General features: G+C 66.2%; 17 protein-coding genes. 6 read left to right on the forward strand and 11 right to left on the reverse strand.

Annotated features, from left to right (window positions below):
- Positions 1 to 5 precede the first annotated feature (5 nt).
- From SL003B_RS21190 to SL003B_RS21225, 8 genes are all read right to left on the reverse strand, one after another.
- Positions 6 to 2,510: a PAS domain-containing sensor histidine kinase gene (locus SL003B_RS21190; protein WP_083812144.1), complete on the reverse strand. Its 2,505-nt coding sequence runs from the start codon at positions 2,508 to 2,510 to the stop codon at positions 6 to 8.
- A gap of 229 nt (positions 2,511 to 2,739) precedes the next feature.
- The gene (gene ahcY, locus SL003B_RS21195; RefSeq protein ID WP_013654916.1) at positions 2,740 to 4,128 is read right to left on the reverse strand and encodes an adenosylhomocysteinase; all 1,389 of its coding nucleotides are present in this window, start codon (positions 4,126 to 4,128) and stop codon (positions 2,740 to 2,742) included.
- Positions 4,129 to 4,418: 290 nt separating this feature from the next.
- Positions 4,419 to 4,712 (reverse strand): HPr family phosphocarrier protein, encoded by a 294-nt coding sequence (locus SL003B_RS21200; RefSeq protein ID WP_013654917.1) that lies wholly within the window; start codon positions 4,710 to 4,712, stop codon positions 4,419 to 4,421.
- Between the two features lie 2 nt (positions 4,713 to 4,714).
- Positions 4,715 to 5,119 (reverse strand): PTS sugar transporter subunit IIA, encoded by a 405-nt coding sequence (locus SL003B_RS21205; RefSeq protein ID WP_041375685.1) that lies wholly within the window; start codon positions 5,117 to 5,119, stop codon positions 4,715 to 4,717.
- A gap of 112 nt (positions 5,120 to 5,231) precedes the next feature.
- Positions 5,232 to 5,699, reverse strand: a complete 468-nt coding sequence (locus SL003B_RS21210) for an HPr kinase/phosphorylase (protein ID WP_013654919.1) — start codon at positions 5,697 to 5,699, stop codon at positions 5,232 to 5,234.
- Positions 5,696 to 7,519: a sensor histidine kinase gene (locus SL003B_RS21215; protein ID WP_013654920.1), complete on the reverse strand. Its 1,824-nt coding sequence runs from the start codon at positions 7,517 to 7,519 to the stop codon at positions 5,696 to 5,698. The genes SL003B_RS21210 and SL003B_RS21215 overlap by 4 nt, the downstream gene beginning before the upstream one ends.
- A gap of 11 nt (positions 7,520 to 7,530) precedes the next feature.
- Positions 7,531 to 8,229, reverse strand: a complete 699-nt coding sequence (locus SL003B_RS21220; RefSeq protein WP_013654921.1) for a response regulator transcription factor — start codon at positions 8,227 to 8,229, stop codon at positions 7,531 to 7,533.
- A gap of 105 nt (positions 8,230 to 8,334) precedes the next feature.
- Positions 8,335 to 9,756, reverse strand: a complete 1,422-nt coding sequence (locus SL003B_RS21225; protein ID WP_013654922.1) for an MATE family efflux transporter — start codon at positions 9,754 to 9,756, stop codon at positions 8,335 to 8,337.
- A gap of 354 nt (positions 9,757 to 10,110) precedes the next feature.
- Here SL003B_RS21225 and SL003B_RS21230 point away from each other — a divergent pair, with 354 nt between their 5' ends.
- The 6 genes from SL003B_RS21230 to SL003B_RS21255 all read left to right on the forward strand — a co-directional run bounded on the left by SL003B_RS21230 (position 10,111) and on the right by SL003B_RS21255 (position 15,642).
- Positions 10,111 to 11,721 carry a phosphoenolpyruvate carboxykinase gene (locus SL003B_RS21230; RefSeq protein ID WP_013654923.1) on the forward strand — a complete coding sequence of 537 codons (1,611 nt, stop codon included), beginning with the start codon at positions 10,111 to 10,113 and terminating at the stop codon, positions 11,719 to 11,721.
- Between the two features lie 132 nt (positions 11,722 to 11,853).
- Positions 11,854 to 12,210, forward strand: coding sequence for an XdhC family protein (locus tag SL003B_RS21235; RefSeq protein ID WP_013654924.1), 357 nt, complete (start codon positions 11,854 to 11,856; stop codon positions 12,208 to 12,210).
- A complete protein-coding gene (locus tag SL003B_RS21240; protein WP_013654925.1) occupies positions 12,210 to 12,839 on the forward strand; it encodes a LysE family translocator in 630 nt (209 codons plus the stop codon). The genes SL003B_RS21235 and SL003B_RS21240 overlap by 1 nt, the downstream gene beginning before the upstream one ends.
- Position 12,840: 1 nt before the next feature.
- Positions 12,841 to 13,536: an XdhC family protein gene (locus SL003B_RS21245; protein ID WP_013654926.1), complete on the forward strand. Its 696-nt coding sequence runs from the start codon at positions 12,841 to 12,843 to the stop codon at positions 13,534 to 13,536.
- Positions 13,536 to 15,158: an NTP transferase domain-containing protein gene (locus SL003B_RS21250; RefSeq protein WP_013654927.1), complete on the forward strand. Its 1,623-nt coding sequence runs from the start codon at positions 13,536 to 13,538 to the stop codon at positions 15,156 to 15,158. The genes SL003B_RS21245 and SL003B_RS21250 overlap by 1 nt, the downstream gene beginning before the upstream one ends.
- Before the next feature lie 283 nt (positions 15,159 to 15,441).
- Positions 15,442 to 15,642, forward strand: a complete 201-nt coding sequence (locus tag SL003B_RS21255) for a hypothetical protein (protein ID WP_013654928.1) — start codon at positions 15,442 to 15,444, stop codon at positions 15,640 to 15,642.
- A gap of 344 nt (positions 15,643 to 15,986) precedes the next feature.
- Here SL003B_RS21255 and SL003B_RS21260 read toward each other — a convergent pair whose 3' ends face one another.
- From SL003B_RS21260 to SL003B_RS21270, 3 genes are all read right to left on the reverse strand, one after another.
- Positions 15,987 to 16,394, reverse strand: a complete 408-nt coding sequence (locus tag SL003B_RS21260; RefSeq protein ID WP_013654929.1) for a F0F1 ATP synthase subunit epsilon — start codon at positions 16,392 to 16,394, stop codon at positions 15,987 to 15,989.
- 95 nt (positions 16,395 to 16,489) lie between these two features.
- Complete coding sequence (atpD, locus tag SL003B_RS21265; RefSeq protein WP_013654930.1) at positions 16,490 to 17,914, reverse strand: F0F1 ATP synthase subunit beta; 1,425 nt, start codon at positions 17,912 to 17,914, stop codon at positions 16,490 to 16,492.
- A gap of 23 nt (positions 17,915 to 17,937) precedes the next feature.
- On the reverse strand, positions 17,938 to 18,822 hold the full coding sequence (locus tag SL003B_RS21270) for a F0F1 ATP synthase subunit gamma (RefSeq protein ID WP_013654931.1): 885 nt from the start codon (positions 18,820 to 18,822) through the stop codon (positions 17,938 to 17,940).
- Between the last annotated feature and the right edge of the window lie 29 nt (positions 18,823 to 18,851).

Raw genomic sequence — 18,851 nt, forward strand, 5'->3', positions numbered from 1 at the left:
GCCTGCTACTCGGCCGCCACGCGACCGGACGATTCTGGCACGGCAGGAAAGGTGCATGTGACGGTCGTGCCAACACCCTCCCGCGACTGGATCTCGACCTGCCCGCCATGCAGTTCGACGAAGCTCTTGACAATCGACAGGCCCAGGCCCGCACCGCGGCGCTTGGTACCTGCATCGTGACCGACAAAGCGGGAGAACACCTGGTCGATCATCTCCTGCGGGATGCCGCAGCCGTGGTCCTTGACCGTGAACACGACCGCACCGTCCTTGCGCCCGCAGGTGACGTCGATGACGCCGCCCTCGTCGGAATAGCGCACGGCATTTGCGATCAGGTTGAACAGGACCTGGCGCAAGCGACGCTCGTCGGCATAAAGGGTGCCGATGTCGCCCGGCACATGAGTGCGCAGCACGATCTTGGCGTCGGCCAGGCGATCCTTCAGGCCTTCGACGGCCGCGGCCACTGTATCGGCGACGTCGACCTCGCCGAGATCGAGCTCCATGATCCCTGCGTCGATGGTCGCGAGATCCAGGATGTCGTTGATGATGGCCAGCAGAGCCGAGGACGACGACAGGATGTAGTCGGCGTATTCGCCCTGCTTCCGCGACAGTTCGCCGAACTTGGGGTCGGACAGCAGTTGCGCGAAGCCGATGATATTGGTCAGCGGCGAGCGCAATTCGTAGGAGACGTGCTGGATGAAGGCGTTCTTGAGCTGGTCCGCCTGCTCCAGCGCTTCGTTCTTCTCGACCAGGGCCCGCTCGACGTTGACGCTGTCTGTGACGTTGACAAAGGTCACCAGCGTGCCGCCGTCGGGCAGCGGCACGGTGGCGTAGTCGAGCACGGTACCGTCGCGACGTTCCATCCGGCCGGCGAGATGGGTGCGGCTGTCGACAAGGCCGGTCACGCTGCCAGCCAGCTGGCTCCATGCCTGGACCTCGTCGGGACGGGCCGCGCACCATTCGACCACGTCGTTGATATGCGGCATGTTGGCAAGCTGGTCCTCGGGCAAGTCCCATATGCTGCCGAAGGCAGGGTTCCACAGGCGCAGGCGTCCGTCGGACCCGAACACGGCAACGGCCTCGGACAGGTTGTCCAGCGTCTCGCCCTGGACGCGGATCAGCGCGTTGTAGCGGCTCTCCAGATCCAGGCGTTCGGTGACATTCTCGTAGATATAGGTAACGCCGCCCTGGGGATGCGGGTTGGCGATGACGCGCAGGGTGCGGCCGTCGGGCAGGTGCCACCAGGATTCGCGCGCCTCCAGGGACTGGTAGCTCTCCAGCATCTTGGTACGCCAGACCCGATAGTCGGCCTGCTCGGGCAGCTTGCGGGCGGCGCGCAGGGCATCGAGCACCGCGCCATCTTCGGGACGACCGTCGAGGAAGGCAGTGTCGAGATTCCACAGCGCGCGGAACGCCGAATTGTAGAATTGCAGCTTGCGGTCGCCGCCGTAGATCGCCACCGCGGTGGCCAACTGGTCGAGGGTACTGCCGTGGAACTCCTCGGTCCGGCGCAACTCCTTCTTGAGTCGGTCGAGCTCGCTGATGTCGATCGCCAGGGCAGCCCCGCCGACATTGGCGGAAACGTCGGTGACCTCGAACACGCGGCGTTCGCCGGCGGCAACGATCGGCATGCGGGCGCGGAAGCAGCCATCGTCGTCTCGGTCGCGGCTCATCGCCTCACGGCCGGCTGCGTCGAGGAAGTCAACGTTGTCACGCACCGCCGTGGCGGCATCCGCCACGTCGACGGCGCACGCGTAGGCGGAGTTGGCCCACGTCACCCGCCCTTCGGCGTCGCGCTGCCAGGCTGGGGCGGGCATGGCCTCCAGGAGGGCATGAAGCATGTGCAACTCGCCGGACAGGCGGGCGTTGCGCGCCGCAAGCTCCGCCTGCGCCTGGCGCTCGCCCGTCAGGTCGCGCAGGCGCAGCACCGCGACGCCGCCGGCGGTCCGGCCGACGGCCTCGACATAGGTGCGCTTGCGGGTTGTCAGCGTCACGGCGAAGGCATCGCCCGCACTCCTCAGGCGGCCGAGATGCGCCTCGAGCACTTCGGCCGACTTCGGCTCGAGCCAGCTTCCGAAGGCGAGCAACTGGCCCGGAGCGCGCGGCGCGCCGCTCGATTCGGGCATCACGCCCCATACGCGCGGCCTGTCCTCGGCGCCGACCCAGGCGATCATTCGCTGCTCTTCCGTGTTGAGCATGGATTCCAGCCGGTCGACATAGAGCCTGAGGTCGCGGCTTTCGCGCGCAAGCGCCTCCATCCGGACATCGCCGGCCCGGCGCGTGCGCAGGAAGGCAACGGCAGCCGTGACGGCGAAGGCGCAGGCGCCGCCAAGGGCGCCGAGCCAGACGATCTTGTCGGCGCTCAGTCCGATCTCGGCCAGGGGAGCGGCGGCGGCAAGCGTCGACTGGCAGGCCAGGGCAAGGACGCTCACGCCCGACAGGGACGCCGTCCTCAGAATCCGCCCTCCCCACGTCGCGCGATCGCGCACGCGTGCCCCGCCGCCTGCCGGCATGTTCGAGATCCTCTTTAGCCGCCTCTTGACCCGCCTGAAGGGGCCGATCGAGGGGGTCCGCCACGGCTCCCCTGATTCGTCTCGACCATACCCCGTTTGCGAATCGCGCAGAAGAGTCTCTTGCTGAAAAGTTAACAGGCCCCGGTTTGCGACCGGGGCCTGTTAACGATTTATGCCGCTACGGAATTTTTGCGATACGCGCAATATATTGTATTGCGGCCCCGCAAGATCAATATTTGTAGTGTTCCGCCTTGAACGGACCCGTCTTGCTAATCCCCAGGTATTGGGCCTGGTCGTCGGTCAGTTGCGTTAACGTGACGCCGAGCTTGTCCAGATGCAGCCGCGCTACCTTCTCGTCGAGGTGCTTGGGCAGGACGTAGACCTCGTTCTTGTAGGCCTCTCCGCGGGTCCAGAGCTCTATCTGTGCCAGGACCTGGTTGGTGAAGCTCGCTGACATGACGAAGCTCGGATGACCGGTGGCGTTGCCGAGGTTCACCAGGCGCCCCTGGGACAGCAGGATCATGCGCTTGCCGTCCGGGAACTCGATCATGTCGACCTGGTCCTTGACCGGGCGCCACTTGAAGTTCTTCAGCGCGGCGACCTGGATCTCGTTGTCGAAGTGGCCGATGTTGCAGACGATCGCCATGTCCTTCATCGCCCGCATGTGGTCGAGGGTGATGATGTCCTTGTTGCCGGTGGCGGTGACATAGATGTCGCCCTCGGGCAGCGCCTGCTCGATGGTCTTGACCTCGAAGCCGTCCATGGCCGCCTGCAGGGCGCAGATCGGATCGATCTCGGTGACGATCACACGTGCACCAGCGCCGGCCAGCGACTGTGCCGAGCCCTTGCCGACGTCGCCATAGCCGCAGACGACCGCGACCTTGCCAGACATCATGACGTCGGTGCCGCGACGGATGCCGTCGACCAGCGACTCGCGGCAGCCGTAGCGGTTGTCGAACTTCGACTTGGTGACGCTGTCGTTGACGTTGATCGCCGGGAACGGCAGCTGGCCCTTCTTCTGCATTTCATAGAGACGCATCACGCCTGTGGTGGTCTCTTCGGAAACGCCCTTGATCAGACCGCGCTGCCTGGTGAACCAGCCCGGGTTCTTGGCCATGCGCTTTTTGATCTGGGCGAAGAGGCACTCCTCTTCCTCGGATTTCGGGTTGGCGATAAGATCCGTCTCGCCGGCCTCTACCCGTGCGCCGAGGAGAATGTAGAGGGTCGCATCGCCGCCGTCGTCGAGGATCATGTTCGCGCCGTCGGGGAAGTCGAAGATCCTGTCGGCGTAGTCCCAGTATTCTTCAAGGGTCTCGCCCTTGACCGCGAAGACCGGGATGCCGGCCTTGGCGATTGCGGCGGCGGCCTGGTCCTGGGTGGAGAAGATGTTGCACGACGCCCAGCGCACTTCCGCGCCGAGGGCGACGAGGGTCTCGATCAGCACCGCGGTCTGGATGGTCATGTGCAGGGAACCGGCGATCCGCGCGCCCTTGAGCGGCTTGGCGGCGCCGAACTCGGCGCGGCAGGCCATCAGGCCCGGCATCTCGGTCTCGGCGATCTCGATCTCGGTGCGGCCCCAGTCGGCGAGCTTGATGTCCTTGACGATGTAGTCGGTCATGCAATGGTCCTGTGGTTTGCCCCGGCCGGATCGGACGAAGCCTGACGTTCGGACACCGGTGACCCGCTCTCGTGACAGAACGGGTCGGGCCGCGCCCTCGAAATTGCTCGGCACCTTATAGCGCGCCGTTCCGGACCTATCAATGCGGATATAAAGATTCCTTTATATCCTTTCGAGGCCATGAATACGGACGGGCCGCACCGGACCAGCCACGGTCGGAGCAGCCCACGGAGGATGTCGCGCCACAGGGTTGAGAACCGGTCTGTCTCGGAAGCGGCCGGCGGGAGGGCTCAGTCTTCCTCGCCGAAGCCGTCGCCGATCAGCGCCGCGATGGCGGCCATGGCCTGCTCGGCATCCGGGCCTTCGACGGCAACGCGTATGCAGCAGCCGGGGCTGGCGGCCAGCATCATCAGGCCCATGATCGACGTCCCGCCGACGGTCTGACCGTCCTTGGACACTTCGACAGCGGCGTCGAAGGTCTCCACAAGCTTGACCAGCTTGGCGGAGGCGCGCGCATGCAGACCGCGCTGGTTGACGATCTTCAGGTCCCGTTCGAGCCTCGGCATGGCGGTGGCAGCGTCCATCGTCATCCCTGCCCGGACAGAACCTGGCTGGCGACGGAAATGTATTTCTGTCCCGCCTTGCGCGCCTCGTCGACAGCGTCCTGAAGATTGCGGTCGGCGCGCACGCTCGCCAGCTTGATCAGCATCGGCAGGTTGACGCCCGCAACCACCTCGACCGATTTTCCGTCCATGACGGAAATCGCCAGATTCGAGGGCGTGCCACCGAACATGTCGGTCAGCAGCACCACCCCGGAACCGGTGTTGACGGCTTCGACCGCAGACAGGATGTCCTGGCGCCGCCGTTCCATGTCGTCGTCCGGGCCGATAGAGATGGTCTCGACCTGTTCCTGCGGTCCGACCACATGCTCCAGCGCCGACTTGAATTCTTCAGCCAATCGCCCGTGCGTGACGAGTACGAGTCCGATCATGCCCTGCCCGACCTGGTTTCTGCCCGTTGTCCCCGACCATTCGGTCATCGCCGGTTTGGCGCACTGTCGGCAAGCATAGCGACCAAAGCAAGCGCTTTCGACTGAATTCCCGTCAAATCGGCGCCTCCCGAGCGGATAAGATGTCGCGGAGCGCCCAGCGGACAAGGTCGACGGCGCGCGCCGTGCTGCGTTCGGGGACCATCTGGCGCGGAACCCGGATGCCCGCGACGTCGGCGAGCAGATCGGCGGGTTCCGGCAGCCGCGGCAGCTGGTCATGCGGAACGAGGTCAACGACCAGACGCACCAACGCCGCGGGCTCGTGCGGCACTGCAACGATGCCACGCCCGCGTACCTCCAGAAGGCCTGCGATCGGAGCCGCGGGCCTGGCGACCAGACGTCCCGCGCCGGCGCTCAACATCACCCGGTCGTCCGCCACATGAGCGGAGAAGTTGCCGGCCACGGCTGCGGCCCTAACCAGAGCCTCGGCCAGCGCCGACTTGCCGCTGCCCGAGCGCCCGCGTAGCAGCACGCCCGCCGTACCGAGGACCACGCAACCGGCGTGGACGGTCGCGGCCGTCATGCCGGGCGGCCGGCCGGCAGCGCGACGACGAACCGGGCGCCGGCAATGCGAGCCCGTCCGGTCTCGGGATCGGCCTCCATCCGGTTTTCCGCCCGGATCGTGCCGCGATGCGCCTCGATGATCTGGCGCGAGATCGAAAGCCCGAGACCCGAATTGTTGCCGAAACCCTCCCCCTCGGGCCGGTCGGTGTAGAATCGCTCAAAAATGCGCTCGATAGTCTCCGCCCGGATACCCGGACCGTCGTCGTCGACGGTGACCAGGATCTGTGATCCCCGCCGTTCGGCACCCACACGCACGGTACCACCGGGCGGGGAAAAGGAGCGGGCGTTATCGATCAGGTTGCTTATGACCTGGCCGAGGCGGCTGTCGTGCCCGAGGATCTCGTAGGCCTTGTCAAGGCGGCTGTCGGCAACCGTCAGCAGGACCCTCGGCGCGCCCGGAGCGGCTCGCTGGTTGGCGAGGTCGGTGACGGTGCGCAGGAGCGTCGCCACATCCAGAAGCTCGGCATTGCCGCGGGCGAGTTCGGCGTCAAGGCGCGACGCGTCGGAAATGTCGGTGATCAGCCGATCGAGCCGGCGCACGTCGTGCTGGATGATGTCCATCAGCTGCGCGCGCGAAGCGTCCGTCCTGGCGAGCGGCAGGGTTTCGACGGCGCTGCGCAGCGACGTGAGTGGATTCTTGAGTTCATGGGCGACATCGGCGGCGAACCGTTCGATCGCGTCCATGCGGTTGTAGAGTGCGTTGGTCATTTCCCGGAACGCGCGCGCCAGATGGCCAATCTCGTCCTGGCGGTCGGCGAACTCGGGAATCTCCTGCCTCGACGTGCTGCCCCTGCGGACGCGCTCGGCGGCGGCGGCCAAGCGGCGCACCGGCCCGGCGATGGTGCCGGCGAGCAGGATCGACATGACCAGCATGACCGCAGCGGCGACCAGAAACACGCGCATGATGGCGATTCGCTCGGCATGGACGATCGCATCGATGTCACCGCCCTGAGTCGACAGCAGCAAGGTGCCGAGGACCGCCCGGAAGCGCTGGATCGGTACCGCGACCGAAACGATCAGTTCTCCGCGCTGGGAGACTCGTACCACGCTGGCGGGCGACCCGGCTAACGCCGCCTCCACCTCCGGATAGGCCCGGCCGTCGCCGGCGCCGACCTCCTGATAGAGCGGCAGGTCGCCGCCGCGGAACCAGAGCTTCACCTTCTGCCACAGGGTGTCGAAGAAATCCTCCTCCTCGGCGGTCGGCGGCGGCAGGTCGAAGCGCAAGATCTGCGCGCTGGAATAGAGATGGCGCGAATCGAGGATCAGGATGCCTTCCGGATCGTAGATGCGGGCGCGGGTCTTGGTCGGTGAGATCAGCCGGCGCAGGACCGGCCCGACACGCTCCGGATTGACCGGGAAGTCCAGCGTGTCCAGTGAATCGGACCCAGGCGCGATGCTCTCGCCCGCCTGCAGCTGCAGCAGCCGTTCCGGATCGACCGTGATCGCGCCCGTGTCGACGGTGGCGGAGGCGGCGATGGCACCGGCGATGATCTCGCCCTGGGTGAGCAGGCTTTGCACCCGCGCATCGATCAGCCCGGCGCGAAACTGGTTCAGATAGAGGATGCCCGAGACCAGCGCGATCAGGCCGGCCAGGTTCAGGACCACAATGCGTTTGGTCAGCGAGGAAAAGACATAGGTTCCGAGCAGCGCGCCGACCTTGCTGAGGAAGTGGCGCCGCAGACGCGGATTTCCGAGGCGGCGAAGCGACCCGGAAGTACGTTCGCCCGAAACCTCGGCCGGCCCCGCGGGGCCGTCCTCCTTCTCCGTCTCGATCGCCATAAGGCTGGCTCTCAGGCCTCCCTGAACCGGTAGCCGACCCCATAGAGGGTCTCGATCATGTCGAAGTCGTCGTCGACCATCTTGAACTTCTTGCGCAGCCGCTTGATGTGGCTGTCGATGGTGCGGTCGTCGACATAGACCTGATCGTCATAGGCCGCGTCCATCAGCGCATTGCGGCTCTTGACCACGCCCGGCCGCTGCGCAAGCGAGGACAGGATCAGGAACTCGGTGACGGTGAGCGTCACCGGCTTGCCGTTCCACGTGCAGGTGTGACGCTCCTGGTCCATGACCAGTTGGCCGCGTTCGAGCAGCTTGTCGGCGTCCTCGCGAACGGCGCCGGCCTCACGCGGCTGTACTCGGCGCAGAACGGCGCGCACGCGCTCGACCAGCAGGCGCTGGGAGAACGGTTTGCGGATGAAATCGTCCGCGCCCATCTTGAGGCCGAACAGTTCGTCGATCTCGTCGTCCTTGGAGGTGAGGAAGATCACCGGGATGTCCGAGGTCTGGCGCAGCCGGCGCAGCAGTTCCATGCCGTCCATACGCGGCATCTTGATGTCGAAAATGGCGAGGTTCGGCGGATCGCCCTGCAGGCCGTCAAGGGCCGAGGCACCGTCGGTATAGGTCTGCACGCGGTAGCCCTCGGACTCGAGGGCGATGGACACCGACGTCAGGATGTTCCGGTCGTCATCGACCAACGCGATAGTCGGCATGATGCGGGTCTTAGTCCTCTGTCCAGTCAACGTCCCATCTTTCTATCCAGCCTTTGGCCCCGCAAATGCGCATAAAATAAGGCAAAGCGGTCCCGGGTCCAAACCCTAAGTGGCAAATCCGTAGACCGGATTCGTCGGTCGGGCGACAAGGGGAAAGCGCGCCGCAAGCAGAACGAGGGAGATCACCACGCCGACCAGCAGGCCGCCGACGAGGCCGGCTGCGCCAAGGCCGGCATGGACGGACAGCAGCCACCCTGCCGGCACCGCGAGGATCCAGAAGGCGGCGATCTGCAGGAGCGTCGGCATCCAGACATCGCCGAGGCCGCGCAGCGCGCCGAGCGACACGCCCATGGCCGCATCGAACGGCAGCATGACGGCAGCCACGGCCATCGCCGCCGCGGCAAAGGCGATCACCTCGCCGTCGGATACCACGAGACCGACGATGTCGTCCGGAACGGCGAGAAATGCGGCAGCGATTGGTAGGGGAAGCAGCATCGACACGGCAATCCCGGTCCAGCCGGCCGCCAACACCTCCTCGGGCCGGCCACGGCCGACCGCGCGGCCGACGCGGATGGCGGTCGCTCCGGCCGTGCCGACGGCCATCATGTAGGCAAGCGTGACCAGGCTCATCACGGCCTGATAGGCCGCCAGATGCGCCGCGCCGAGCAGGCCGGCGAAGAAAACCATGGTCGAGAAGGCCGCGCTTTCGATGCCTTGGGCGATGCCCATGGGCAGGCCGAGCCGGCGCAGCGCTCTGCCCTCGGCGCCGCCGAAGCGCAGCAGGTCACCCGCCCAGACACGCACCGCACCCACACCGGACAGGTGCCATTCCGGGTGGCGGCGGACGACCAGCGCCGCATAGCCGCCGAGGACGACCGCCGCCACGCAGCGCAGCGCCGAGCTGCCGGCCATCGCCCCTTCCGCACCCATCGGCACCACCAGGCCGCCCCAGCCGAGCGCCAGGATCCCGTTCAGCACGACGTTGACCGCGTTGAGGACGAGCAGGACGACCATGCCCGCCCTCGGCCGGCCGATCGCTTCGAGGAACAGGTTGACCGTCACGAAGACCAGGAACAGCGGCATCGCGAGCCCGAAGAGGAACGAAACGTCGGCGGCGGCGGCGGCCAAGCCGGGGTCCTGGCCGGTCAATAAGAACAGGTTTTCCGCGTAGGCGGAAAGCACCAGGACTAGGGCACCAAGGAGAAGCGCATGGACCAGGGATGCCCTCAGCACCGCGCCGACGACGGCGGCCTCGCCACGACCCTGGCCTTGCGCCACGAGCACCGCGCAGGCCTGCAGGGCGCCAATGCAGACCATCATCGCCGTGAGCAGGGGCGCCGAACCGAGGGCGAAGGCGGCGAGTTCACGTTCTCCCGACCAGCCAACCATCACGGTGTCGACGACAAACATGGCGATGACGGCCGTGCGGGCGACAATGATCGGCACGGCCAGGACGAGGGTGCGCCAGAGGTGACGATGCAACGGCGTATGGGCCGTGCCTAAGATTTGCTGCAGAGGTTCGCTCATCGCTGCCGACGGATCTCCGATCAAGGCGCCACCGCAGCCGACCGCGCCGGTCCGGAGACCTGGTCCTTATAGGTGCTGCGGGCTTTCCGTGCAGCCGGGATCTTCCGTCGCGACGTCTCAGGCGTCGCCGCGACCCAATTCGCCGATATTATTTTCGTAGGCGAAATAAAGCATGTTTCGAGGTTCCTGCTTTTTAATCGATTTAACAAACGATTCATCCTTTCGGGACACTTGTTGCCACAAATCGGATCTACTACGGTCACGCCGCTCCGGGACAACTTGTCGGCACATGCAGAGGCGCGCTCCGGCGAACCGGCAAAATATAACCGATAGATCTATAGGGATTGCGTGATCATGAACGAGACAGGTGTCAGGAATCCTTCCTTCGGCGTTGACACGATCGGGCTGAAGGGTCTTGGCGCGATCTATTGGAACCAGAGCGAGCCTCTGCTGTACGAGCACGCCGTCAGGCGCGGCGAGGCGCAGATCGCCGCCAACGGTCCGCTGGTCGCAGACACCGGCGTCCACACCGGCCGCTCGCCGAAGGACAAGTTCGTCGTCGCCGACGCCGAGACCGAGAGCCAGGTCTGGTGGGACAACAACAACCGGATGTCGCAGGAGAACTTCGAGAAACTCTTCGCCGATTTCCTGGCCCATGCCGAAGGCATGGACCTGTTCGCCCAGGATCTCTACGGCGGCGCCGATCCGGCCTATCGTCTGTCCGTGCGCGTCTACACCGAATACGCTTGGCATTCGCTGTTCATCCGCAACCTGCTGCTGCGCCCGCAAGCCTCCGAACTGGCGACCTTCGTGCCGGAAATGACCATCATCGACCTGCCGAGTTTCAAGGCCGATCCGGCCAAGTATGGCTGCCGCACCGAAACGGTGATTGCCTGCGACCTGACCCGCAAGATCGTGCTGATCGGCGGCTCGTCCTATGCGGGCGAGATGAAGAAGTCGGTGTTCACCTTCCTCAACTACCTGCTGCCGCCGAAGGGCGTGATGCCGATGCACTGCTCGGCAAACGTCGGCCCCGACGGCGACACCGCCATCTTCTTCGGCCTGTCCGGCACGGGCAAGACGACGCTGTCGGCCGATCCGGAGCGCACCCTGATCGGCGACGACGAGCACGGCTGGGGCAAGACCGGCGTGTTCAACTTCGAAGGCGGCTGTTACGCCAAGACCATCAAGCTGTCGCGCGAGGCGGAACCGGAGATCTACTCGACCACCGAACGCTTCGGCACGGTTCTGGAAAACGTCGTGCTAGACGAAAGCCGCATGCCGGATCTCGACGACGGCTCGAAGACCGAGAACACCCGCGCCGCCTATCCGATCCACTTCATCTCCAACGCCAGCGAGACCGGGCTCGCGCCCCAGCCGAAGACGATCATCATGCTGACGGCCGACGCGTTCGGCGTCATGCCGCCGATCGCCAAGCTGACGCCGGCGCAGGCGATGTACCATTTCCTGTCGGGCTACACCGCCAAGGTGGCCGGTACCGAAAAGGGTGTCACCGAGCCGCAGGCGACGTTCTCGACCTGCTTCGGAGCGCCGTTCATCCCGCGCCATCCGACCGAATACGGCAACCTGCTGCGCGATCTGATCGCCGAACACGGCGTCGACTGCTGGCTGGTCAATACCGGCTGGACCGGCGGTGCCTACGGCGTCGGCTCGCGCATGCCGATCAAGGCGACGCGTACACTGCTGCGCGGCGCGCTCGACGGCTCGCTGAAGACCGTTGCCTTCCGCACCGATCCCTATTTTGGCTTTGCGGTCCCCGAGGCGGTGCCGGGCGTCGACACGGCGATCCTCGACCCGCGCTCTACCTGGGCCGACAAGGCGGCCTACGACGCGCAGGCGGCCAGGCTCGTTCAGATGTTCATCGACAACTTCGCCAAGTTCGAAAGCCACGTCGATGGCGCGGTGCGCGAGGCGGCCCCGGCGCTGCAGGCGGCGGCCGAATAGAAGCCTCTGCCTTCTCGATGCGACGGCGCGCCGGCCTGCCCCGGCGCGCCGTTTGCATTTCGGCAGGGTGACGCTTTTCTCGCGCGGGAACTGGCGTATAGTCGGGCCAGCGATTGAGGAAGGCTGACCAGCATGACGGACGGCATGATTGATACCATGGCCCAGCTCGACGTGCTTGGCACCGCCGAGGCCTGGGCCCACGCGGGACGCAAGGTGGCGCTGGCGACCGTGGTCGAAACCTGGGGCTCCGCGCCACGGCCGATCGGGTCGCACCTCGTCATCGACGCGGACGGCAATTTCGAGGGCTCGGTGTCCGGCGGCTGCGTCGAGGGAGCCGTTGTCTCCGAGGCGCTCGACGTGATCGGCAGCGGCAAGCCGACGATGCTGGAGTTCGGCGTCGCCGACGAGACCGCCTGGCGGGTCGGGCTGTCCTGCGGCGGCCGGATACGGGTCTATGTCGAGCCCGTCGTCTCGGGAGGCGCCGCCTGATGCCGCCGTTCGAGACCCTGGCCGCCTTCGCCGTGGCGACGCTGGTCTTCGCCTACATGCCCGGCCCCGCCCTGCTCTATACCGCGGCGCAGACCGTCGCCCGGGGCCGCGCGGCCGGTTTCCAGGCCGCGCTCGGCATCCACGTCGGCTGCTACGGCCATGTATTGGCCGCCGCCTTCGGCCTGTCAGCCGTTTTCACGCTGGTGCCGACGGCCTATGCGGCGCTCAAGCTGATCGGGGGCGCCTATCTGGTCTATCTCGGTTACCGGATGATCCGCACCCAGGTATCGGGCGCCGCCATGCCGAAGATCGCCGCCAGATCGCGCCGACGTGCCTTTGCCGAAAGCATGCTGGTGGAACTGCTCAATCCCAAGGTGGCGATCTTCTTCATCGCCTTCCTGCCGCAGTTCGTCGACCCAGCCGCCAGCCTGCCGGTCTGGGCGCAGTTCCTCATCCTCGGGGCACTGGTCAACCTGACGTTCACCTCGGCTGATCTCCTTACCGTGGTTTTCGCCTCGCGCCTGCAGGGTGCCTTCGCGCGCTCCGCCCGATGGCAGGACGTCAGCCGCTGGCTGGGCGGCAGCGTGCTGATGGGGCTCGGCGCGCGCCTCGCCCTCGATCGGAACTGACATGCGACTGGACCTGCTGAGTGCCTTGAACACGGAGCGCGCCGCCCGCCGCGCCGCCATCCTCGTCACCGACATGGCGTCGGGCACGCAGAGGCTGGTGAAACACGCCGACCCGCTCGCCGGCGATCCCCTTGCCGCGGATCTGGAGAGGCGCTTCCGGTCGGGAAAATCGGGGCTTGTCGAGAGCGACGACGGATCGAGCAGCTTCCTGACCGTCAGCGTCCCGCTGCCGCGCCTCGTCATCATCGGCGCGGTTCACATCACCCAGGCGCTGCTACCGATGGCCCGGCTCGCCGGCTTCGACGTGGTCGTGATCGATCCGCGGACGGCCTTTGCCACACCGGAGCGCTTTGCCGGCAACGTGCTGCGCGCCGAATGGCCGCAAGACGTATTGAAGGAAATGCCGCTCGACGCCTACACCGCGCTGGCCGCCGTCACCCACGACCCGAAGATCGACGACCACCCGCTGATCGAAGCATTGAAAGCCGGCTGCTTCTACGTCGGCGCCCTCGGCAGCCGGAAGACCCACGCCAGACGCGTCGAGCGGCTGAGGGACGCCGGCCTGTCCGACGCGCAAATCGCCCGCATCGACGCGCCGATCGGCATGGACATCGGCGCGGCGTCACCCGCCGAGATCGCCGTCGCCGTGCTGGCAAAGATCATATCGGCTTTCCGCAAGGGCCCGGAGGCCGGCTGATGGAGTTCGGACCGGTTGCCGTCGGCGAGGCGGAAGGGGCGCTTCTCGCCCATTCCGCCAAGGTCGAAGACGGCACGCTGAAGAAGGGCCGCCGGCTGACGGCGGCGGACCTCGACCGGCTCGCGGCGGCCGGCTTCACGACCGTCACGGTCGCACGCCTCGCCGACGGCGACATCGGCGAAGACCCGGCCGCCGACAGAATCGCCCGGGCCGCCGACGGCGGCGGCGTCACGTTCGACACGCCCTTCACCGGCCGCGTCAATCTCTACGCGGCGCATTCTGGCGTCCTCGTCATCGACAGGGCCGCGATCGACGCCATGAACCGGATCGACCCTTCGATCACCATCGCCACCCTGCCGGCCTTCGCGGCCGTTTCGGAAGGCCGTATGGTGGCGACCGTCAAGATCATCCCCTACGGCGTTCCAAGCCGGCTGTGCGCGGAGGCTGCCGCCGTGGTGTCGGGCGCCATCGAGGTCAGGCCCTATCGTGCCCGCACGGTCGGACTTGTCGCGACCATGCTCGATCACCTGAAGCCGGCGACGATGGACAAGACGCGCCGGGTCCTGGAGCAACGGCTCGCGCCATCCGGCAGCAGCATTGTCGGCGAATGCCGCATTCCGCACACCATTGAGGCGGTCGCCGGTGCGCTGCACGAGCTGAAGCGGCAGGGAGCCGACTTCCTCATCCTGTTCGGTGCCTCCGCGGTGGTCGACCGCAAGGACATCTTGCCGCGCGGAATCGAGGCGGCCGGCGGACGGGTGGTGCATTTCGGCATGCCGGTCGATCCAGGCAATCTGCTGCTGCTCGGCGAATTCGACGGAGTGCCGGTCATCGGCGCACCGGGCTGCGCGCGCAGCCCGAAGGAAAACGGCTTCGACTGGGTTCTAAACCGCCTGCTGGCCGACGTCCCGGTCGGGCCGGGCGATATCACCGGCCTCGGCGTCGGCGGCCTGCTGATGGAAATCGCCACGCGCCCCCAACCGCGCGAGACGATCCGCACGGCCAGGGCGCCGGCCGTCGCCGCGCTGGTGCTCGCGGCCGGGCGCTCCAGCCGCATGGGTGGGCCCAACAAGCTGCTGGCGCACCTGGACGGCAAGCCCCTGGTCCGGCACGTGGTCGACGCCGCCGCCGCCAGCAAGGCGAAAAGCGTCACCGTCGTGACCGGCCACATGGCCGACCAGGTCGGCGAAGCGGCGGGGCCGCGTGCTGGGCGGACCGTCTACAATCCGGACTTTGCGGAAGGCATGGCGAGTTCGATCCGCTACGGGCTCCAGGCCATCCCCGAGACCAGCGATGCCGTACTGGTACTGCTCGCCGACATGCCGAGGATCGACGCAACCATGATCGATCAGATGATCGACGCCTACGATCCCTCGGCGAACCGATTGATCGTCACCGCGACAGCCGATGGCAGGAGAGGAAATCCGGTCCTCTGGGACCGGCGCTTCTTCGATGCCCTCAAGAGCCTTTCGGGCGATGTCGGGGCCCGCCATCTCATCGCCGACAATGCCGGTTTCGTGGCCACGGTCGAGATCGGCGCGGCGGCGCGCATCGACCTCGACACGCCGGAGGCGTTGCGCGCGGCCGGTGCGCGCCTGACGGCCGGCGGAGACGAGGAATAGAGGTGCGGGAGGTAAGCGACGGACGATTAACCAGCGGGCAAGCTATGAGCTTTGTGCAAAGCTCATATGACGGCAAAACAGTTGCACTTGAAATTCTCTGCCTTTAATACCAACTCCACGACATTGCTGCGGCGCAAAAGCGGCCTCTTCCGGCTGCCGAACTGACCGCGCAGTCACGCATCCGGAACGTCAGGCCGCGTCGACCCGCCCTCGGAACCGCTCCGGGAAGGCTGAAGAGTTCGATGTCCGGCCCAGCCGTTGAAACCGACAAGAAGGAAGAACAATGGACAACCTGAGGCTTCCCCGCGCCGGCCGCTGCAAATGGGCCGAGGGCGATGCCGGGAACTACACCTTCCCGTGCAACAACCGTATCGACGCGGGTTCGTCCTATTGCACGGACCATCGCGCGCTCGTCTACATCCCGCCGGAAGAGCGGCGGCGGAACCGTGCAGCCGTGCCTGCGTTGAAGAAGATTGCCGCATAAGACAACAACGCGGCAGATCACGTGGCCCCATCACGGAGTCGAACCCGGCCGAAAGGTCGGGTTTTTCTTCTCTGCCGGAAAAAAGAAGGCGCGATCAGGGTCGCGCCAGCGTGTCGACAACCCTGCAGCCTCTCCAGTGTCATTCTGGCCAAGCGGAGCGCGAGCCGGAAGCGAAGAGCCAGGGCTTCAATGGTTTCAATGAAGAAGAACGAGAGACTCCGGCTCTCCGATCCCGCATCCCCGCTTCGTGCGGGATGACGAATTTGGACGTTTGGCAACAGTCTGGCGCGGCCCGGGGCCGCGCCTTTCGAGTGTGGCCTCCCGTCGCGATCCGGTCACAGCCGTCAGGCGGCCTTGAGTGCCGCCTGCACCTCGCGCAATTGAGCAAGGACCGTCTCTGCGGCGCGCCGAGCCTCGTCGTCCCTGGCGTCAGCAAGGTCTTCCTCGGCATTGCGGATCTGCGCTGCGATGTCGTCGGGCTTGATCTCCTCGACCGGGATGGCCAATTCGGCCAGCACGGTCAGACCGGCCGACGACACGTCGGCGAAGCCGCCGCGGACGAAATATTCCGTCACCTTGTCGCCGTCCTTGCGGACCTTGAGCAGGCCCGGACGCATGGTCGACATGAACGGGCTGTGGTCCTTGAGCACGCCGAACTCGCCTTCGGTGCCGGGGACAACGACCTCGAGTACCTTGTCCGACAGGAGCAGGCGCTCCGGAGAGACCAGCTCAAACTGGAATGGCTCTGCCATTTGGCACGTCCTTTGTTCGTCTGCAGGCGGACGGGCGCGTCACCGCGCACCGTCCGGACCGGACCGGTAGCCGGCCTACGGCTGCCGGTTCTGGCTCAGGCCGCTTCGGCGGCCAGACGCTGCGCCTTTTCGACGGCTTCCTGGATGTTGCCGACCATGTAGAAGGCGGCTTCCGGAAGATGGTCGTACTCGCCGCTGACAAGGCCCTTGAAGCCCTTGATAGTGTCTTCGAGCGCGACCAGCTTGCCCGGCGAACCGGTGAACACCTCGGCGACGAAGAACGGCTGCGACAGGAAGCGCTCGATCTTGCGGGCGCGGGCCACGGTGAGCTTGTCCTCTTCGGACAGTTCGTCCATGCCCAGGATCGCGATGATGTCCTGCAGGGCCTTGTAGCGCTGCAGGGTCTCCTGGACCTTGCGGGCGACCGTGTAGTGCTCATCGCCGATGATGCGCGGATCGAGCATGCGAGACGTCGAGTCGAGCGGATCCACCGCCGGGTAGATGCCCTTCTCGGCGATGGCGCGGTTGAGCACCGTCGTGGCATCGAGGTGGGCGAAGGTCGAGGCCGGTGCCGGGTCGGTCAGATCGTCGGCGGGCACGTAGACGGCCTGCACCGAGGTGATCGAGCCCTTGGTGGTGGTGGTGATGCGTTCCTGCATCGCACCCATGTCGGTGGCAAGAGTCGGCTGGTAACCCACCGCCGAGGGAATGCGGCCGAGCAGCGCCGACACTTCCGAACCCGCCTGGGTGAAGCGGAAGATGTTGTCGACGAAGAACAGCACGTCCTGACCCTGGTCGCGGAAGTGCTCGGCAACCGTCAGGCCGGTCAGCGCGACGCGGGCGCGCGCCCCGGGGGGTTCGTTCATCTGGCCGTAAACGAGTGCGGCCTTGGAGCCTTCGCCGCCGCCCTTCTTGTTCACGCCGGACTCGATCATTTCCCAGTAGAGGTCGTTGCCCTCGCGGGTGCGCTCGCCGACGCCGGCGAACACGGAATAGCCGCCGTGCGCCTTGGCAACGTTGTTGATCAGTTCCATGATCAGAACGGTCTTGCCGACGCCGGCGCCGCCGAACAGGCCGATCTTGCCGCCCTTGGCGTAAGGAGCCAGCAGGTCGACGACCTTGATGCCGGTGACGAGGATCTGGGCCTCGGTCGACTGCTCGACGAAAGACGGGGCTTCCTGGTGAATGGCGCGCTTGGCGTCATGCGGGATCGGACCGGCCTCGTCGACCGGCTCGCCGATGACGTTCATGATGCGTCCGAGCGTGCCGTCGCCGACCGGCACCGCGATCGGCTCGCCGGTATCGACCGCCTTCTGGCCGCGCACGAGACCCTCGGTGGAGTCCATCGCGATGGTGCGAACGGTGTTCTCGCCGAGATGCTGGGCCACCTCGAGCACCAGCCGGGTGCCCTGGTTGTCAACTTCCAGGCTGTTCAGGATCTGCGGCAGGTGGTCGTCGAACTTGACGTCGACCACGGCGCCGATAACCTGGGTGATCTGTCCGACTTTCTTGTCAGCCATCCCTAAATCCTCGTCTCGTCCGGTCAGAGCGCCTCGGCGCCCGAGATGATTTCAATCAGTTCCTTGGTGATCTGCGCCTGGCGCTGGCGGTTGTAGCGCAGCGTCAGCTTCTGGATCATGTCGCCGGCGTTGCGGGTCGCGTTGTCCATGGCGGACATGCGGGCACCCTGCTCGGACGCGGCGTTTTCAAGGAGCGCGCGGAAGATCTGCACCGACACATTGCGGGGCAGGATGTCGGTCAGAATGGCGGCCTCGTCGGGCTCGTATTCGTAGACCAGCGAAGCGCCCGACTCCGCAGCGGCGGCGCGCTCCGGCAGCTTGACCGGAATGATCTGCTGCGCCGTCGGGATCTGGCTGATCACCGACCTGAACTGCGCGAAAAACAGCGTGCAGACGTCGAACTCGCCGGCCTCGAACATGCCGAGGACGATGGACGCGATGTCGGCCGCGTTCGAATAGCCGACGGACTTCACGCCGCGCAGCTCGATCGTCTTGATGACGTGCTGACCGAACTCGCGCTTGATGGCGTCAAAGCCCTTCTTGCCGACGCACAGGATCTTGACGGTCTTGCCCTGGGCGATCAGGCTGCGCGCCCGCTCGCGCGCCAGCTTGGCGATCGAGCTGTTGAAGCCGCCGCACAGGCCGCGCTCGGCGGTGGCGACGACCAGGAGGTGAACCTGGTCGTTGCCGGTGCCGGCCATCAGCCTCGGCGCATCGTCGCGGCCCTCGAAGGCAGCGGAGAGATTGGCCAGCACCTGCTCCATGCGTTCCGCATAGGGCCGGGCGGCCTCCGCAGCTTCCTGGGCACGACGCAGCTTCGCCGCGGCCACCATCTTCATGGCCTTGGTGATCTTCTGCGTCGCCTTGACCGAGGCGATGCGGTTTCGTAGGTCCTTCAGGCTCGGCATGGCCGCCCCTGCTCCTTATCCCGACTGCG

Source organism: Polymorphum gilvum SL003B-26A1, from assembly GCF_000192745.1.
Taxonomy (GTDB): domain Bacteria; phylum Pseudomonadota; class Alphaproteobacteria; order Rhizobiales; family Stappiaceae; genus Polymorphum; species Polymorphum gilvum.